Raw genomic sequence first — 15376 nt, forward strand, 5'->3', positions numbered from 1 at the left:
CTGCAGCCGCAGATGCTACTTCATCAGCTTTTCGGTGATGAAGCGCCATTCGGCCGGCGTGACCGGCGTGATCGACAGCCGGTTGCCCTTGCGCAGCACCACCATGTCGGCCAGCGCGTCATGCTCGCGCAATGCGGGCAGCGGGATCAGCGCGCTCTTCTTGACGAAGCGTACGTCCACCAGCGACCAGCGCGGCTCTTCCTGCCGGGATGCCTTGTCGTAGTAGTGGCTCTTGGGGTCGAACTGCGTGGGATCGGGATAGGGCTGCGAGCAGACCTCGGCAAGGCCGGCGATGCCCGGTTCGGGACACGACGAGTGATAGAACAGCACGCCGTCGCCGATGCGCATCTGGTCGCGCATGAAGTTGCGCGCCTGGTAGTTGCGCACGCCGGTCCATGGCAGCGTGCCTTCACGGGCCAGATCGTCGATGCTGGCTTCATCCGGTTCGGACTTCATCAGCCAGTACTGGCGGGCGCGCGCGTCGGGCATGGATCCGTGACAGGTCAGGCGTTGAAATGAAAAAGGCGGTGGTTCGTTGAAACCACCGCCTCTTCACCACTTGAAGGGGGTCCCCGCCTCGGCCGCTGGGTCGGCATCCTGAACCCAAGTGAGGTTCAGAGTGGCTGCGGAAGTCGTATTTCGGGTACATCGCCCACTCAGGGAGTCCGGACCGAAGCCAGGACTATGAATGCGGTAACGCGCTCGCCCACACGACATGATCCCGCACCATGCAATGCATATCGGTTCAAGGAGTTTATGACCCTCACGAACCAGGCAGGGAAACTGTCAAACGTCTGACTTGGGTTCCTGTGCGTGCAACACGCTTGGGATGTCAGACGTTTGCCGTTTCAAACTAGGATGGGATGGAAACGGCGGCCAGGCCCGATAACCCGACCATCCAACTGCGTCGGTCAGTCTCGCCGCGCAGTGGCTCCACTATACACCGCGACGTCAGTGATACCAAGCCGGATACGTCGGGACGTTACATTTTCCACAACAACCGGCATATCCATGCACATCATGCGGCCGGGCGCGGCACCGGCTTCACATGGACGACATATCTGGCCGACGCTGCGCAATTCAAGTGTTGCCGTCAGGGTTTTTTTTCGGCGGCTCAGCGCGTGCCCACGTGCGCGTACTGGCGCAGCGCCTCGTCGGCGCGGTCGTTCAGCTCGCGAATGCGCGCGCGCACCGCGTCCACCGGGATCGTGCCGTCCTCTTCCTGCTTGCGACGCATGGCCAGCAGGTCCGACGCAATGCTGATGGCCGCCATCACGGCCACGCGCTCCACGCCCTTGGCCGACACGCTGCCCTTGAGCTTGTTCATCTTGTCGTCGACCAGCGCCGCGGCTTCCAGCAGCGCGGCCTCGTTCTCCGGCGAGATCGCGAAACGGTAGGGCTGGCCTGCGATGTTCAGTTCCACTTGCTTGTTGCTCATGCGTGTTCTCCGGGGGCTTGCTGCGAACCTTCCGATGCGGCGCGGGACTGGCCGTCGCCGAGCAGGTCGAGCTGGCGCGCGTCGCTGGCGGTGGGCAGCTTGTCGAGGATGGACTGGATGCGCAGTTGCGCCTCCTCGATCTTGATGTTGAGCAGCTCGCGGTCGGCCGCCATGGCTTCGCGGTCCGCGCGCAACGTGCTCGCCTCGGCCTGCAGGCGGTCGATCTCCGCGCGCAGCCGCTGGTTTTCCGCCGCCAGGGTGTCCGCATGATGCAGCACGCGCCCGATCTTGGCGGCCAGTTGTTCGAGTTCGTTGAGCATAGTGCCTGTCGTGTCCGGTAGGAGTAAGGGTCAGGTTTGGGGATTCTAGCCGATGCACACGCGGGGGCTACCGTCAATGCGACCGGTGAGACTTTGCTGCCGCACGGAAGTTGCACCGATCTGCGGCGAACGGCGCGATTTCGCGTGTCAATCACGGATATCGGCAACTTGATCCCTCGCATTGACGCCAACTTTGAAACTCCCTACACTCGCGCACGTTCCAGGTGCTCGCGGCCGCCTTACGCAGGGGCTGCAGTTCAACGGGAAACAGGGAGCCGGGTACCGCCCGCCAGCCCGGCGCGACGTCGATCGGCCAGGCTGGACGCGAGCGGGGCAGGCCAACCTGTGCTGCCCCCGCAACGGTAAGCGACCGCGAACACGCCAAGCGTCGTTCGCAGGGCGGGCCAAGGCCACTGATACGGACTCGCCGGAGGTTGCGGGGAGCCCATCGGGAAGGCGGCCTGCCTGATGTCGTCAGCCCGGATACCGGCCTGAAGAACGCGGGCGTCCGCACCCCATGCGGCACGCCCATTCGCCATCAGGTCCGCGGGGGAACGGGCCCGGCCGTTCTCATCCATCCTGCTCATGCGTTCCACGCTATCCAGGTCGACCGTCGCGGTGAAGCCGCCGGTTGGCCCGTCCGTGCCCGCCATCATGGCGGCCGTTGCCGTTCTTTGCGCGCCCCATATCCCGGCATTTGCCCAGGAGGCGCCCGCCGGGGCGGCTCCCGTCGCGCCTGCCGCACCCGCCGAAGCCACATCCGCCGCGCCTGCCGCACCCGCCGCACAGCCGGCGGCGGCCCAGCCCCCGTCGCTGGCACCCGTGGTGGTCACCGCCTCGCGCACCGCGCAGCGTGTGACCGAGGCGCTGCCGCACACCACGGTGGTGACCCAGGAGGACATCGTCGATTCGCAGGCGCCCGACCTGCGCTCGCTGCTGCGCGGCCAGGCCGGTGTCGAATTCGCCGCCAATGGCGGCATGGGCGCCAATACGTCGCTGTTCATGCGCGGTGCCAATTCGAACCAGGTGCTGATCCTGATCGATGGCGTGCGCGTGGCCGGCGTCAGCGGCGGTACGGCCCAGCTGGCAAACATCCTGCCCGACCAGATCGACCATATCGAGGTGGTACGCGGCAACGTGTCTGCGCTGTATGGCTCTGATGCCATCGGCGGCGTGGTGCAGATCTTCACCAAGAATGGCGCCGGCCAGGCACCGGCGGCCAATGCGCAGGTGGAGTACGGCAGCAACAACACGCGCCAGGGCACCGTCGGCTACGGCGGCCAGATTGGCGATACGTCGTTCAACCTGACCGGCTCGATCTTCAAGACCGACGGTTTTTCGTCGATCAACTATAACCAGTGGGCCGCCGCCAATGCCGCAGCAGTCCGGCGCGGCAACGGGCCGAACCCCGGCGACAACCCGTACGAGAACAAGAGCGTGTCGGGCCAGATCCGCCACAAGTTCACGTCCGACTGGGATGCCGGCTTCGCCGCGTACTACTCGAAGAGCGACCTGTCGTACGACAGCACCAGCGGCAAGCCGACCGACGATTTCCGCATGAACAGCGAGCTCTACACGCTGTCGGCATTCGTCAACGGCAAGGTGACCTCGGCGTGGACCACGCATTTCAAGCTGTCGCAGAGCGAAGACCGCAGCGAAGGCACGAAGAACGGCCTGTTCGACAGCCTGTTCAGCACGCGCAACCGCCAGTTCAACTGGCAGAACGAATACGCGCTGACGCCCGACCACAAGCTGCTGTTCGGCACCGACTGGCTGCAGCAGACGCTGGCGTCCAGTGCGTACAACGCGCCGTCGCGCAACGTGTTCTCGGTGTACGGCGGCTATGAAGGCCGGATCGGCCGGCACCAGCTGCAGCTGAACGGCCGCAACGACCACTATTCCGACTTCGGCAACCAGGGCAGCTTCTTTGCCGGCTATGGCTTCAACGTGACCGATCAGGTCAAGCTGATCGCCAATGTCAGCAATGCGTTCCGCGCGCCGACCTTCAACGAGCTGTATTACCCGGGCTTCGGCCAGCCGAACCTGCAGCCCGAACGCGCCAAGTCCGCCGAGGCGGGCGTGCAGGTCGACACGGCCAGCGCCGGCCTGCTGCGCGTGACCGCGTTCGAGACGCGCTATGACGACCTGATCGTGTCGACTGCCGTGGGCAGTGGCGTGTTCCTGGCACAGAATGTCAACAAGGCCAAGGTGCAGGGCATCGAGGCCTCGTGGCGCGCCACGATCTGGGGTACCGACCTGGGCGCCGCCGTGACCTTCCAGAATCCCGTGGACCAGAGCAGCAACACCCAGCTGCTGCGCCGGGCGCGGCGCCATGCGTCGTTCGACGTGGGCCGCAACTTCGGCAACTGGCGCTTTGGCGGCGAATGGCTGCTGTCGTCGGAGCGGCTCGACAACAGCGCGCGCGTCCTGGGCGGATACGGTATCGTCAACCTCAATGCCCGCTACAACATCGACAAGCAATGGTTCGTGGCTGCCCGTGTGGAAAACCTGTTCGACAAGAACTACCAGCTTGCCTGGCCCTACAACACGCAGGGCCGCGCCGGGTTCATCACGCTCGGCTGGCGCCAGAAGTAGGGCCTGACGTCACGTCATGACCGAACTGCGCCGCGCGCTGACCGTCTGGACCGTCCTGGCCTTCGCCGGGGTGGCGGTGTTCGCGCTGTCGCTGGCGGCCGGCAGCGTCGCGCTGGACATCGCGCAGGTCTGGCAGGCGCTGACCGGCGCCGATACCGGCACGGCCGGCGCCATCGTGCGCGAACTGCGGCTGCCGCGCGCGGCGGCGGCGTTTGCCTGCGGCGGCCTGCTGGCGCTGTCCGGCGCGCTGATGCAGGTGCTGCTGCGCAATCCGCTGGCCGAGCCCTATGTGCTGGGCGTGTCCGGCGGCGCCTCCACGGGCGCGCTGCTGGCGATGCTGCTGTCGCTGCCGCTGTGGGTCGTCCAGTCCGGCGCGGCGGGCGGCGCGCTCTGCTCGATGCTGCTGGTGGCCACGCTGGCGCGGCGCGACCTGTTGCATCCGCAAGTCCAGGGCGGCCACCACGAGGCCGGCGCGCGGCTGCTGCTGACCGGCGTGATCCTGGCGGCCGGCTGGGGCGCACTGATCACGCTGATCCTGGCCATCGCGCCGGAATCGCGGCTGCGCGGCATGCTGTTCTGGCTGACCGGCGACCTGGGCGGCACGGCCAGCTACGGCTGGGCGCTGGCCACGCTGGTCGTGGCCCTGGGGCTGGCGATGCCAATGGCGCGTGCGCTGAACGTGATGCTGCTTGGCGAGACCGTGGCGCAGTCGCTGGGCGTGCGCGTGGGCCGCGTCAGGCTGGCCACCTTCCTGATTGCCTCGTTCGCCATCGCTGCGGCCATCACCACGGCCGGGTCCATCGGCTTTGTCGGTCTGGTGGTGCCGCACATGGTGCGCCTGGCGTGGGGCAACGACCAGCGCCAGCTGCTGCCCGCGTCGGTGCTGCTGGGCGGCACGCTGCTGATGGCGGCCGATCTGATCGCCCGCACGGTGATCGCGCCAGCGCAGTTGCCGGTGGGTGTCATCACCGCGCTGCTGGGCGTGCCCACCTTCCTTTACCTGCTGCTGCGGAGGCCGCGATGAACGCATGGTCCGAGCCGCTGGCGCCGTGTCCCGTCTTGTCGCTGCGCGACGTGCGCCTGCGCGCGGGCCAGCGGGTGCTGGTCGATGGCCTGTCGCTGTCCATCCAGGCGGGCCAGCTCTGGTGCGTCGTGGGTCCGAACGGCGTGGGCAAATCCACGCTGATGGGCGTGCTGGCCGGCTTGCGCGCGCCCGAAGGCGGGGCCGTGGAAATCGACGGCGTGGCCGCCGCGCAGGTGGCGCCGGCCACGCTGGCCCGCCAGCGCGCCTATCTGCCGCAGGCCATACATGACACGTTCTCGATGGTGGTGGAGGATGCGGTGCGCATCGGCCGCCATCCGCACATGAGCGGCTGGGGCTGGGGCAAGCGCGACGACGACCGCGTGGTGCGCGATGTGATGGCCCAGTGCGATCTCGACGCCCTGGCCGCGCGCGATGTGCTGACCCTGTCCGGCGGCGAGCGCCAGCGCGTGTCGCTGGCCGCGGTGCTGGCCCAGCAGGCGCCGCTGCTGATGCTGGACGAACCGGTCTCGCACCTGGACCTGCGCCATCAGATCCTGGTGCTCGACCTGCTGCGCCGCCTGACCCATGCCGGCCGCCACGCCGCCGTGGTGATCCTGCATGACCTGACGCTCGCGCGCCGGCACGCCACCCATGCGCTGCTGATGGCCGAAGACGGCGTCGCGCTGCACGGCCCGGCGCACGAGGTCCTGACGCCCGCGCGGTGCTCGCACGCACTGCGCACCCCCATTATCAGTATCAGCGACGGCATCCATACCGCGCTGATCCCCGACGGAAAGACACCATGAGCGATACCGAACACCCGAGCCCGAGCGACGACGGCCGCGATGAGCGCCACAAGAACCGCATGGTCCGCAAGAAGGAGGTGGTCGATGCCAGGATTGCCGCCGCCCAGACCGAGCGCGGTGTGATCGTCATCACCACCGGCAACGGCAAGGGCAAGTCCAGCTCGGGCTTCGGCATGGTGGTGCGCGCGATGGGGCATGGCATGCGCACGGGCGTGGTCCAGTTCATCAAGGGTGCCATCCCGAGCGGCGAGGAAATGTTCCTGCGGCGGTTTCCGGACCAATGCGAGTTCCATGTGATGGGCGAGGGCTACACCTGGGAAACCCAGGACCGCGCCCGCGACGTGGCCAAGGCCGAGGCCGCGTGGGAGGTGGCCCGCCGCATGCTGCGCGACCCGTCGATCGGCCTGGTGCTGTTCGATGAGCTGAACATTGCGCTGAAGTTGCACTATCTTGATGTCGAGACCGTGATCGCCGATCTGCGCGCGCGTCCTGCGATGCAGCATGTGGTGATCACGGGCCGGGGCGCACCGCCCGCACTGGTGGAAGCGGCCGACACGGTGACCGACATGACGCCCGTCAAACACGCGTTCCAGCAGGGCATCAAGGCCCAACGTGGCGTAGAAATGTAGGAGAACGCCGGCCAGCCCCGCTTCCGCTTCGCCGGGCTGGCGTTCCCCGAGGATCGAAAGAAGACTGATGACCCATATTTCCGACTTTGCGCTGACCCTGCCGCCGATCGCGCCGCTGGACGAATCGCTGCGCGGCGCGCTGCAGGCGGCCATCGACGACAAGACCAAGCCGCCCGGGTCGCTGGGCCGGCTGGAATCGCTGGCGCTGCAGATCGGCATGATCCGTGGCGAAACCGTGCCCGACCTGAACCGGCCCGCGATCATCGTGTTCGCGGGCGACCATGGCGTGGCCGATGCCGGCGTCAGCGCCTTCCCGGCCGAAGTCACCGCGCAGATGGTGCTGAATTTCCTGAACGGCGGGGCCGCCATCAACGTCTTCACGCGCCAGCATGGCATGGTGCTTGAAGTGGTCGATGTGGGCGTGCGTGCGCCGCTGCCGGCGTCGCCGGGGCTGGTCAACAGCCGCGTGGCCAATGGCACGCGCAATTTCGTCGAGCAGCCGGCCATGACCCCGGCCGAGGCCGGTGCGGCGATCAACACCGGCATCGCGCGGGTGCTGCGCCACGCCCAGCAGGGCACCAATGTGATCGGCTTTGGCGAGATGGGCATTGCCAATACGTCGGCGGCGGCCTGCCTGATGAGCCGGCTGACTGGCCTGCCGCTGGAAGCCTGCACCGGGCGCGGCACGGGGCTGGACGACGCCGGCGTGGCGCGCAAGCGCGAGATTCTGGCGCAGGCGCTGGCGCGGCATCCGCACGCCACCGCCCCGCTGGACGTGCTGGCCACGTTCGGCGGCTTCGAGATCGCGGCGATGACCGGCGCCTACCTGGCCGCGGCCGCCAGCCGCATGGTGATCCTGGTGGACGGCTTTATCGCCTCGGCGGCGCTGCTGGTGGCCGCGCGCATCGACCCGAACGTGCTGCAGTACTGCGTGTTCTCGCACTGTTCCCACGAGCAGGGCCACCGCGCGCTGCTGGCCGAGTTCAAGGCCGAGCCGCTGCTGGCACTGGACCTGCGTCTGGGCGAAGGCACCGGCGCCGCGCTGGCCTGGCCGCTGGTGGCGTCGGCCGTTGCCTTCCTGCGCGAGATGGCCACGTTCAGCGGCGCCGGCATCAGCAACGCTTCGGCCTAGACCGCACAGACGCCATGGCCGACGAACTCCGCTTCTTCCTGACCGCCGTGGGCTACTTCACGCGCGTGCCCATGCCGCAGCGGCTGGCGGTGTGGGTGGGGTTCGCGCCGCACTACCTGAACGCCGCCGCACGCTATTTTCCGGCGGTGGGCCTGCTGGTGGGCGTGGCGGGGGCATTGGTGACGGGCCTGGCATGGCAGCTCTGGTCGCCGTCGGTGGCCATCGTGCTGGGCATGGCTGCCACGCTGCTGCTGACGGGCGCGTTCCACGAGGACGGACTGGCCGACTGCGTGGATGCCTTCGGCGGCGGCTACCGGCCCGAGGACGTGCTGCGGATCATGCATGACTCCCGCGTGGGCGCGTTCGGTGCCATCGCCATCGTGGTGGCGCTGCTGCTGAAATGGCAGCTGCTCGTGTCCGTCGGCGAAACCCACGGCGGCGCGATGCTGCTGGCGGTGCTGGTGGCAGGCCACGGCGCCAGCCGCGCCATGGCCATCACGTTCCTGGCCACGCACGACTATGTGCGCCACGAAGGCAAGGCCAAGCCGGTGGCCCAGCGGCTGGAAACCCGCAGCCCGCTCTTCGCGCTGGCCTGTGGCGTGCTGCCGCTGCTCTGGGTCTCGCCGTGGTTCGCCATCGTGACCGTGCTGGTGCTGGCCGGCCTGCGCGCCGCGCTCGGGGCCTATTTCGTGCGGCGCATCGGCGGCTATACCGGCGATTGCCTGGGCATGTCCCAGCAGCTTGCCGAGCTGTCGATCTACCTGGTCGCCGCGGCATGGAAGTTCTACTAATTCGCCACGCCCAGCCCGAGGTGGCGGCGGGCATCTGCTACGGCAGTCTCGACCTGACGCTGACGATGCCCGTCACGCCCGCCCCGATGCGGATCGTGGCCGGTCTGGCATCGCCGCATCGCATCGTGACCAGCCCCGCGCTGCGCGCGCGCGACACGGCCGCACAACTGGTGGCCTGCCTGCCGGAACTGCGCGTTGCCGATGTGGAGCCGCGCCTGCGCGAGATGGATTTCGGCACGTGGGAAGGGCAGTCCTGGGCCGAGATCCCGCGCGATGCGCTGGATCTGTGGGCCGCCGATTTGATGGGCGCCCGCCCGCACGGCGGCGAAAGCCCGGCACAGGTGTCGGCGCGCGTGGCCGAGTGGGCCGATACGCTCGATGTCGAATCGGACACGCGGTTGTGGGTGGTGACCCACGCCGGGCCGATGCGCATGCTGGCCGCCCATTGGCTGGGGATGGCACTGGCGCAGACGCTGAACTGGCCGCTCGGGTTCGGCGCCACCTGCAAGTTCAGCCTGGGCGATGGCGCGCCGAGGCTGGACTGGTGGAATCGCGTGGCCGGCTAGTTGCCGCGCCGCGAGCGCGCGATTTCGAGATCCTTGCAGATTTCGGCCGCGCCCTGCACCACGCGCGGGCCTGCGCGGTTGACCAGATCGCCGTCGATAATGAACAGGTTGTTGCGCGCCACGGCGGTGACCTGCTTCCATTTCTCCCACATCGAAAAATCCGCCAGCGGCTTGTCCGGGCGCGTGGCCCCCATGCCGGCCGTCAGCATGACCTCCGGGTTACCGGCCACCACGGCCTCCACCGACACCGTGGGCACCAGCGGCGACTCCCGGGCGAACAGGTTGCGGCCGCCACACAGCGTCAGCAGGTCGCTGACCAGATGCTGGCCATTCAGCGTCATCAGCGGCTGCTGCCATACCTGATAGAACACCGTCACCGGCGGGCGATCGGCATAGGTCTTGCGCAGCGTCGTGACCTGCTGGCGGAAGTCGGTGGCGGCCCGGTTGGCCACGGCATCCGTCCCCATCAGCGTGCCAAGCTTTTCAAGATTTTCCGGTATCGATTCCAGGCGGCGCGGCTCGCTGAAGAACAGCGGCATGCCCAGCGCGCGCAGGCGGTCGGTTTGCTTCTGGGCGTTGCCATGGCGCCAGACTACGATCAGGTCGGGCTTGAGCGCGGCGATGCGTTCCAGGTCCAGCGCCTTGTTGTCGCCCACGCGCGGGATGTCGCGCGCCTGCGGCGGGTAATCGCTGTAGCTGACCGTGCCGACGATGCGATCGCCACCGCCGGCCGCGTAGATCAGCTCGGTCACGTGCGGGGCCAGCGAGACGATGCGCCGTGCGGGCTGGGCCAGCGTGACGGTCTGGCCGGCGTCGTCGGTGACGGTGACGGCGGCGTGGGCACAGGCGCTGGCGAGCAGCGCCGTGGCGAGCAGGAACGAGGAGGCCTTCATCGTGGTCCGGTGAGGATGGGGTGGTCTGTGGCGCCGGCTTGCCAGTCGGATCGTGCCGCGCCCAGCGCGGCATCGAGGCGCTGCCAGGCATCCTCGGCATCGGGCGGCAGGCCCAGCCGCAGGCTGACCGGGCAGCCGCCAGCGGCGTCGAACAGGCGCGTCCAGACACCTTGCCGGGCGAGCGCCTCGTGCAGGGCAGGTGCGCGGGCATCGGGCACCCAGCTGAACAGCGGCTGCGATACCGGCGTCAGCCCGTGGTCACGCAGCAGCATCGCCAGACGCTGGCCCTGTCGATGCAGCGCCGTGCGGGTGGCGGCCTGCCACGCGGTATCGGTCAGCGCCAGCCGGGCCACGGCGCGGGCCGGCCCGGAGACGGTCCAGTGTCCAAGCCGGCGCGACAGGGCATCGAGCAGGCCGGATTCGGCCAGCACGAAGCCGCAGCGCATGCCCGCCAGCCCGTAGAATTTGCCGATCGAGCGCAGCACGACCAGCCCGGGCTGGCCGGTGTGCGCGGCCAGCGATGGCGCGGTGGTGCTGTCGAGGAACGCCTCGTCGACGATCAGCGTGTCCAGCTGCGCATGCCAGCGCAGCAGCCGGTCGGCGCAGATCAGCCGTGCGGTCGGATTGTTCGGATTGACGACGACCAGATGATCGAGCCCGGCTGGCAGGTCGTCGCGGGCGAAGTCCTGCTCGTCGAGCGGCACCACCGTGTGGCCGGCCAGCGCGAACGCGGGCGCATATTCGCTGTAGCCAAGCGCGGCGATGCCCACGCGCCCCGGCCGCAGCAAGGTGGGCAGCGTGCGGATGGCCGCCTGCGATCCCGCTACCGGCAGCGCGTGCGGCGCGCCATAGGCCTGCGCGGCGATCTCCGACAGGCCGTCGTCGTCCTGCGGCAGCCGCTGCCAGGCGTCGGCAGGCAGCGCGGGCACCGGATAGCCGGCCGGATTGATGCCGGTGGACAGATCGAGCCAGTCTTCCACCGCACGGCCGTAGCGGCGCACGGCGGCCAGCAGGTTGCCGCCATGGCGGATCGGGGCCGGGGCGCTGCTCACGCCGCGCACGCCGCTCACTTCAGTCACGCCGTTCCCCATTTCGCAACCAGGCCTGCCACCAGCGGCACGCTCAGCATCGCCACGCCGAGCCACAGCCACAGCGTGCGCTGCACGAGCCGCAGGCAGGCGTGTACGTGCGCGGCGCGCGGGGCGTCGCCCACGCCCAGCGGCGGGCGTTCTTCCCACTCGCCGTGGTAGCGCGCGCCACCGCCCAGCGCCACGCCGACCGCGCCGGCACCGGCCGCCATCACGGGGCCGGCGTTCGGGCTCGACCAGGCCGGTGCCTGCGTGCGCCAGCAGCGCATTGCCTGCGCGGTGGCGCCCAGCAGCGCGTACGACAGCGCGGTCAGCCGCGCCGGCACAAGGTTCAACCCATCGTCGATGCGGGCAGCAGCCCAGCCGAACATTTCCCAGCGCGGCGTGCGATAGCCCCACATGGCGTCGAGCGTATTGGCCAGCCGGAAGACGATCACGGCTGGCGCGCCGCCGACGAGGAACCAGAACAGCGCGCCGAAGACGGCATCGTTGCCGTTTTCCAGCGCCGATTCGCAGGCGGCCCGCGCCAGCGCTTCGGCATCGGCATCGGCCGTGTCGCGCGACACGATGCGTGCCGTCAGCGTGCGCGCGGCGGGCAGGTCGTTGCGGGTCAGGGCGTCGGCAATCGGGGCGATGTGCTCGGTCAGGCTGCAGGCGCCCAGCGCGAAGTAGAGCGCGACGGCGTGCAGCGCCCAGGCCAGCATCGGATGCACATCGGCCGCCCACGAGACCAGCCATGCGGCCAGCGCGGCCGGCCCGAGCACCACCAGCGCCCACGCCAGCAGTCCGGCCAGCCGCTGACGCGCGGCGCTGCGTTCGGGACGATTGAGACGGTTGGCGACGGCCGACGCGAGACGGCCAAATCCAACCAGCGGATGCCAGCGGCGCGGCTCGCCAAGCCAGCGGTCCAGCAGCACGCCGGCAAGGGCGGCCGCCACGCAGGCAGGCCAGGACAGCATGATCATCGTGTGTGGGTGCCGCGAGCCTGGGACGGAGCGGGGTCCTTGATCGATACCGGGATGCCGGCGACCAGCAGCCGCACGCGATCGGCGGCGGCGGCCAGCTTCTGGTTCAGCCGGCCCAGTTCGTCGACGTAGAAACGCGTGATGGCGCCCATCGGCACCACGCCGAAGCCGATTTCATTCGACACCAGGATCACATGGCCGGGCAGCATCGGCAGCGCGGTCATCAGCGCGTCGATTTCCTCGGTAAAGGCGGGCGGCGGCGTGATGACGCCGTGTTCGGGATACTCGCGGTTCTCGCCGAAGACAAGGTTGTTGAGCCACAGCGTCACGCAATCGACGAGGATGCAGCCGTCGTGGCGCGCATGCGCGTAGAGCGCGTCGGCCAGATGCACCGGCTCTTCCACCAGCGTCCAGTCGGCCGGCCGGCGCGCGCGATGCAGCGCGATGCGGACTTCCATTTCCTGATCGGCCGCTTCGGCGTCGTGCCGGGCCGTGGCGATATAGGTGACCGGGCCGCGCGTCAGGGCCGCATGATCCGCGGCGAGCTGCTCGGCGAAATGGCTCTTGCCCGAGCGCGCGCCGCCCAGCACCAGCGTCAGTTCGCGCGGCGCGGCGGTGCCGGCCTGCGGCTGCGGTTCCGCCTCGGTCACCGGATTGGCGTCCGTGACCGCACCTGCCGAAGCCGGTTCGGAAATGGCCGAGAGATTGAGCGCCTGGGGCGGGGCTTGGGTCTTCATCCGGCGTATTGTAGCCGTCGCATCCCCCGGCCGCATGCATGAATCTGCAGAGTTTTCCGGCCAAAGGCGCTGTGCGGATGGCGGGCCGCTGCTGCCATAATCGCGCGATGCGAAACGATCCGTCTGCCAATCCCTTTCCGTTTGCGTCGCGTGCCTTGCGCGGCACCCTGATGGTTCAGGGCACCACGTCCGACGCGGGCAAAAGTACCGTCGTGGCCGGCCTGTGCCGCATCCTGGCGCGCGCCGGGGTGGCCGTGGCCCCGTTCAAGCCACAGAACATGGCGCTGAACAGCGCGGTCACCGTCGATGGTGGCGAGATCGGGCGCGCCCAGGCGTTGCAGGCGCACGCGGCCGGCCTGCAGCCCCATACCGACATGAATCCGGTGCTGCTCAAGCCCAGCAGCGACATTGGCGCGCAGGTCATCATCCACGGTCGCGCGCGCATGGATCTCGACGCCAAGGCCTATCACGCCTACAAGCCCCAGGCGATGGCCGCCGTGCTGGCAAGCCACGCGCGGCTGAGCCAGGCGTACGGCGTGGTGCTGGTGGAAGGCGCGGGCAGCCCCGCCGAAGTGAATCTGCGCGACCGCGACATCGCCAACATGGGCTTTGCCGAGCGCGTCGACTGCCCGGTGGTGCTGGTGGCCGACATCGACCGCGGCGGCGTGTTCGCCCATTTGGTGGGCACGCTCGATTGCCTGTCCGAATCCGAGCGGGCGCGCATCAAGGGCTTCATCATCAACCGCTTTCGCGGCGATATCGCGCTGCTGCAGCCGGGCCTGGACTGGCTTGTGGCCCGCACCGGCAAACCCGTGTTCGGTGTGCTGCCATACCTGCACGGCCTGCATCTCGATGCAGAGGACGCCATCGCCAGCGCGCAGGTGGCCAGCCGTGATGGCGATGTGTTGCGCGTGATCGTGCCGGTGCTGCCGCGCATCTCGAACCATACCGATTTCGACGCGCTGCGGGCGCACCCGAACGTCGACCTGCAGTTCATCGGACCCGGCATGCCGATTCCGCCGGCGGACCTGGTGATCCTGCCGGGCAGCAAGAGCGTGCGCGCCGACCTTGCCTTCCTGCGCGCCAACGGCTGGCAGCCGGCGCTGCTGCGGCACCTGCGCTACGGGGGCAAGCTGATGGGCATCTGCGGCGGCATGCAGATGCTGGGTCGGCTGATCCACGACCCCGACGGCCGCGAAGGCCCGGCCGGCACCAGCGATGGGCTGGGCCTGCTCGACTTCGACACCACACTGGCGCCCGAGAAGCAGTTGCGGCGCGTCGCCGGCCGGCTCGATGCGGCAACTGGCGGGGCAGCGGTGGAGGGGTACGAGATCCATCTGGGCGTCACCCACGGCCCGGCACTGGCGCGCCCTGCGCTGTGGCTGGACTCGGCGGACGGTTCGGATGGTGCGGATGGTTCGGATGATGCGGGCGGCAATCGCAGGCCCGACGGCGCCGTATCGGATGACAACCAGGTGATGGCCACCTATGTCCACGGCCTGTTCGACCATCCGGACGCCTGCGGCGCGCTGCTGCGCTGGGCCGGTCTGGCGCGGGCCCAGGGCATTGCGCTCGATGCACTGCGCGAGGCGTCGATCGACCGGCTGGCCGACAGCATGGCCGCGCACCTCGACCTGCGCGCGATGTTCGGGCCGCTTGTGGCTACGGCCCCGGCGCCAGCCGGCTGACCAGCGCGTCCACGTCGTCCCAGCTGACGCGGCGGATGGCCACCATGAGATCGGTGCCCGGGAACGGGTCGTTGAAGGCCTCCGATTCCACGCCGCCCAGGCGCCGGTAGAACGCGCGCGCCTGCGTGTTGCCGTCGAGCACATAAAGAAACAACGGCTTGCCGGGCCACTGGCTGGCCACCCTCGCGGCACAGTGGGCCATCAGCGTTCTGCCATAGCCTCGCCCGTGAAACGCTTTCATCACATGGAGGTTGTCCAGGTAAATCCCATAGCCGGGTTCGGCCAGCGGCATCAGGCAAGAAAATCCGGCTGGCTGCCCGTTCACACGCAGGATGGTGGCTTCCAGCGGGGCTTCAGCGCCTTCGAGCATCCGGGCACGCCAGGTGGCCAGCCGTTCGGCTGGCGCATAGGTTTCCAGATAATCGGCGGGAATCAGCCCGCCATAGGCATCGCGCCAGCTTTCGGCGTGCATGGCGGCTAACAGATCGGCGTCGGCCGGGGTGGCGGGAACCAGTTCGATCAGGGGCATGGCGGGGCAGGGCGGGGCGGACCGGATGGGGCGCAAGGGGATGGCGCGCCCACGATCTTAACGGCACGCTGCTAGAATCGCGAATTCTTCGCATTTGCATTTGGGCGGTGGCGCACAGATACTTTGCGAAAGCTTACAAAATGTGCGTCAAGCGCTGCATTTAAAAAGAAAGACT

At 68.7% G+C, this 15376-nt stretch carries 16 protein-coding genes, 1 other RNA gene and 1 riboswitch; of the genes, 8 read left to right on the forward strand and 9 right to left on the reverse strand.

The genetic code is table 11. From position 1 onward, the window contains the following. Window positions 1-15: 15 nt before the first annotated feature. The 4 genes from AC3G88_RS01395 to AC3G88_RS01410 form a co-directional block, all read right to left on the reverse strand. Window positions 16-489, reverse strand: coding sequence for an EVE domain-containing protein (locus AC3G88_RS01395; protein WP_488893020.1), 474 nt, complete (start codon window positions 487-489; stop codon window positions 16-18). A 76-nt stretch (window positions 490-565) separates the two neighbouring features. Continuing rightward, window positions 566-784, reverse strand: a non-coding RNA gene (gene ssrS / locus AC3G88_RS01400) — 6S RNA. A gap of 330 nt (window positions 785-1114) precedes the next feature. After that, a complete protein-coding gene (locus AC3G88_RS01405) occupies window positions 1115-1438 on the reverse strand; it encodes a cell division protein ZapA (protein WP_153947401.1) in 324 nt (107 codons plus the stop codon). Then, entirely contained in the window at window positions 1435-1758 is a 324-nt protein-coding gene (locus AC3G88_RS01410) for a hypothetical protein (RefSeq protein ID WP_101680841.1), read from the reverse strand. Before AC3G88_RS01410 ends, AC3G88_RS01405 begins: the two co-directional genes overlap by 4 nt. A 205-nt stretch (window positions 1759-1963) precedes the next feature. After that, a riboswitch (cobalamin riboswitch) is annotated at window positions 1964-2267 on the forward strand. Window positions 2268-2343: 76 nt separating this feature from the next. Between AC3G88_RS01410 and AC3G88_RS01415 the strand changes: the two genes are divergently transcribed. The 7 genes from AC3G88_RS01415 to AC3G88_RS01445 all read left to right on the forward strand — a co-directional run bounded on the left by AC3G88_RS01415 (window position 2344) and on the right by AC3G88_RS01445 (window position 9301). Next, entirely contained in the window at window positions 2344-4353 is a 2010-nt protein-coding gene (locus AC3G88_RS01415) for a TonB-dependent receptor plug domain-containing protein (protein WP_488893021.1), read from the forward strand. Window positions 4354-4369: 16 nt separating this feature from the next. Beyond that, window positions 4370-5377 (forward strand): FecCD family ABC transporter permease, encoded by a 1008-nt coding sequence (locus tag AC3G88_RS01420; RefSeq protein ID WP_488893022.1) that lies wholly within the window; start codon window positions 4370-4372, stop codon window positions 5375-5377. Next, window positions 5374-6183, forward strand: coding sequence for an ABC transporter ATP-binding protein (locus tag AC3G88_RS01425; protein WP_488893023.1), 810 nt, complete (start codon window positions 5374-5376; stop codon window positions 6181-6183). Before AC3G88_RS01420 ends, AC3G88_RS01425 begins: the two co-directional genes overlap by 4 nt. Beyond that, window positions 6180-6812 (forward strand): cob(I)yrinic acid a,c-diamide adenosyltransferase, encoded by a 633-nt coding sequence (cobO, locus tag AC3G88_RS01430; protein WP_488770696.1) that lies wholly within the window; start codon window positions 6180-6182, stop codon window positions 6810-6812. Before AC3G88_RS01425 ends, cobO begins: the two co-directional genes overlap by 4 nt. A 67-nt stretch (window positions 6813-6879) precedes the next feature. Continuing rightward, window positions 6880-7944: a nicotinate-nucleotide--dimethylbenzimidazole phosphoribosyltransferase gene (cobT, locus tag AC3G88_RS01435; protein WP_488893024.1), complete on the forward strand. Its 1065-nt coding sequence runs from the start codon at window positions 6880-6882 to the stop codon at window positions 7942-7944. A 14-nt stretch (window positions 7945-7958) separates the two neighbouring features. Further along, the gene (locus tag AC3G88_RS01440; RefSeq protein ID WP_488893025.1) at window positions 7959-8735 is read left to right on the forward strand and encodes an adenosylcobinamide-GDP ribazoletransferase; all 777 of its coding nucleotides are present in this window, start codon (window positions 7959-7961) and stop codon (window positions 8733-8735) included. Beyond that, window positions 8720-9301, forward strand: a complete 582-nt coding sequence (locus AC3G88_RS01445) for a histidine phosphatase family protein (RefSeq protein WP_488893026.1) — start codon at window positions 8720-8722, stop codon at window positions 9299-9301. The genes AC3G88_RS01440 and AC3G88_RS01445 overlap by 16 nt, the downstream gene beginning before the upstream one ends. Here AC3G88_RS01445 and AC3G88_RS01450 read toward each other — a convergent pair. Genes AC3G88_RS01450 through cobU form a run of 4 tightly spaced genes read right to left on the reverse strand, consistent with a single transcriptional unit; the run spans window position 9298 to window position 12984 of the window. Beyond that, window positions 9298-10194, reverse strand: coding sequence for a cobalamin-binding protein (locus tag AC3G88_RS01450; protein WP_488893027.1), 897 nt, complete (start codon window positions 10192-10194; stop codon window positions 9298-9300). The two genes, AC3G88_RS01445 and AC3G88_RS01450, sit on opposite strands and share 4 nt — an antisense overlap. Continuing rightward, window positions 10191-11273: a threonine-phosphate decarboxylase CobD gene (gene cobD, locus AC3G88_RS01455; protein WP_488893028.1), complete on the reverse strand. Its 1083-nt coding sequence runs from the start codon at window positions 11271-11273 to the stop codon at window positions 10191-10193. Before cobD ends, AC3G88_RS01450 begins: the two co-directional genes overlap by 4 nt. Further along, window positions 11270-12247: an adenosylcobinamide-phosphate synthase CbiB gene (gene cbiB, locus AC3G88_RS01460; protein WP_488893029.1), complete on the reverse strand. Its 978-nt coding sequence runs from the start codon at window positions 12245-12247 to the stop codon at window positions 11270-11272. Before cbiB ends, cobD begins: the two co-directional genes overlap by 4 nt. Then, window positions 12244-12984, reverse strand: coding sequence for a bifunctional adenosylcobinamide kinase/adenosylcobinamide-phosphate guanylyltransferase (cobU, locus tag AC3G88_RS01465; protein ID WP_400395465.1), 741 nt, complete (start codon window positions 12982-12984; stop codon window positions 12244-12246). The genes cbiB and cobU overlap by 4 nt, the downstream gene beginning before the upstream one ends. 107 nt (window positions 12985-13091) lie before the next feature. Here cobU and AC3G88_RS01470 point away from each other — a divergent pair, with 107 nt between their 5' ends. Next, entirely contained in the window at window positions 13092-14672 is a 1581-nt protein-coding gene (locus AC3G88_RS01470) for a cobyric acid synthase (RefSeq protein WP_488893030.1), read from the forward strand. Here the strand turns inward: AC3G88_RS01470 and AC3G88_RS01475 are convergent. Continuing rightward, entirely contained in the window at window positions 14647-15201 is a 555-nt protein-coding gene (locus AC3G88_RS01475) for a GNAT family N-acetyltransferase (protein WP_488770688.1), read from the reverse strand. The two genes, AC3G88_RS01470 and AC3G88_RS01475, sit on opposite strands and share 26 nt — an antisense overlap. Window positions 15202-15376: the final 175 nt, after the last annotated feature.

This window comes from Cupriavidus sp. 86D6 (assembly GCF_057815095.1).

What these genes read in the sequence shown, in the direction of transcription:
- AC3G88_RS01395 (WP_488893020.1), bottom strand. Translation starts at nt 489, where the DNA reads ATGCCCGACGCGCGCGCCCGCCAGTACTGGCTGATGAAGTCCGAACCG.
- AC3G88_RS01405 (WP_153947401.1), bottom strand. Translation starts at nt 1,438, where the DNA reads ATGAGCAACAAGCAAGTGGAACTGAACATCGCAGGCCAGCCCTACCGT.
- AC3G88_RS01410 (WP_101680841.1), bottom strand. Translation starts at nt 1,758, where the DNA reads ATGCTCAACGAACTCGAACAACTGGCCGCCAAGATCGGGCGCGTGCTG.
- AC3G88_RS01415 (WP_488893021.1), top strand. Translation starts at nt 2,344, where the DNA reads ATGCGTTCCACGCTATCCAGGTCGACCGTCGCGGTGAAGCCGCCGGTT.
- AC3G88_RS01420 (WP_488893022.1), top strand. Translation starts at nt 4,370, where the DNA reads ATGACCGAACTGCGCCGCGCGCTGACCGTCTGGACCGTCCTGGCCTTC.
- AC3G88_RS01425 (WP_488893023.1), top strand. Translation starts at nt 5,374, where the DNA reads ATGAACGCATGGTCCGAGCCGCTGGCGCCGTGTCCCGTCTTGTCGCTG.
- cobO (WP_488770696.1), top strand. Translation starts at nt 6,180, where the DNA reads ATGAGCGATACCGAACACCCGAGCCCGAGCGACGACGGCCGCGATGAG.
- cobT (WP_488893024.1), top strand. Translation starts at nt 6,880, where the DNA reads ATGACCCATATTTCCGACTTTGCGCTGACCCTGCCGCCGATCGCGCCG.
- AC3G88_RS01440 (WP_488893025.1), top strand. Translation starts at nt 7,959, where the DNA reads ATGGCCGACGAACTCCGCTTCTTCCTGACCGCCGTGGGCTACTTCACG.
- AC3G88_RS01445 (WP_488893026.1), top strand. Translation starts at nt 8,720, where the DNA reads ATGGAAGTTCTACTAATTCGCCACGCCCAGCCCGAGGTGGCGGCGGGC.
- AC3G88_RS01450 (WP_488893027.1), bottom strand. Translation starts at nt 10,194, where the DNA reads ATGAAGGCCTCCTCGTTCCTGCTCGCCACGGCGCTGCTCGCCAGCGCC.
- cbiB (WP_488893029.1), bottom strand. Translation starts at nt 12,247, where the DNA reads ATGATCATGCTGTCCTGGCCTGCCTGCGTGGCGGCCGCCCTTGCCGGC.
- cobU (WP_400395465.1), bottom strand. Translation starts at nt 12,984, where the DNA reads ATGAAGACCCAAGCCCCGCCCCAGGCGCTCAATCTCTCGGCCATTTCC.
- AC3G88_RS01470 (WP_488893030.1), top strand. Translation starts at nt 13,092, where the DNA reads ATGCGAAACGATCCGTCTGCCAATCCCTTTCCGTTTGCGTCGCGTGCC.
- AC3G88_RS01475 (WP_488770688.1), bottom strand. Translation starts at nt 15,201, where the DNA reads ATGCCCCTGATCGAACTGGTTCCCGCCACCCCGGCCGACGCCGATCTG.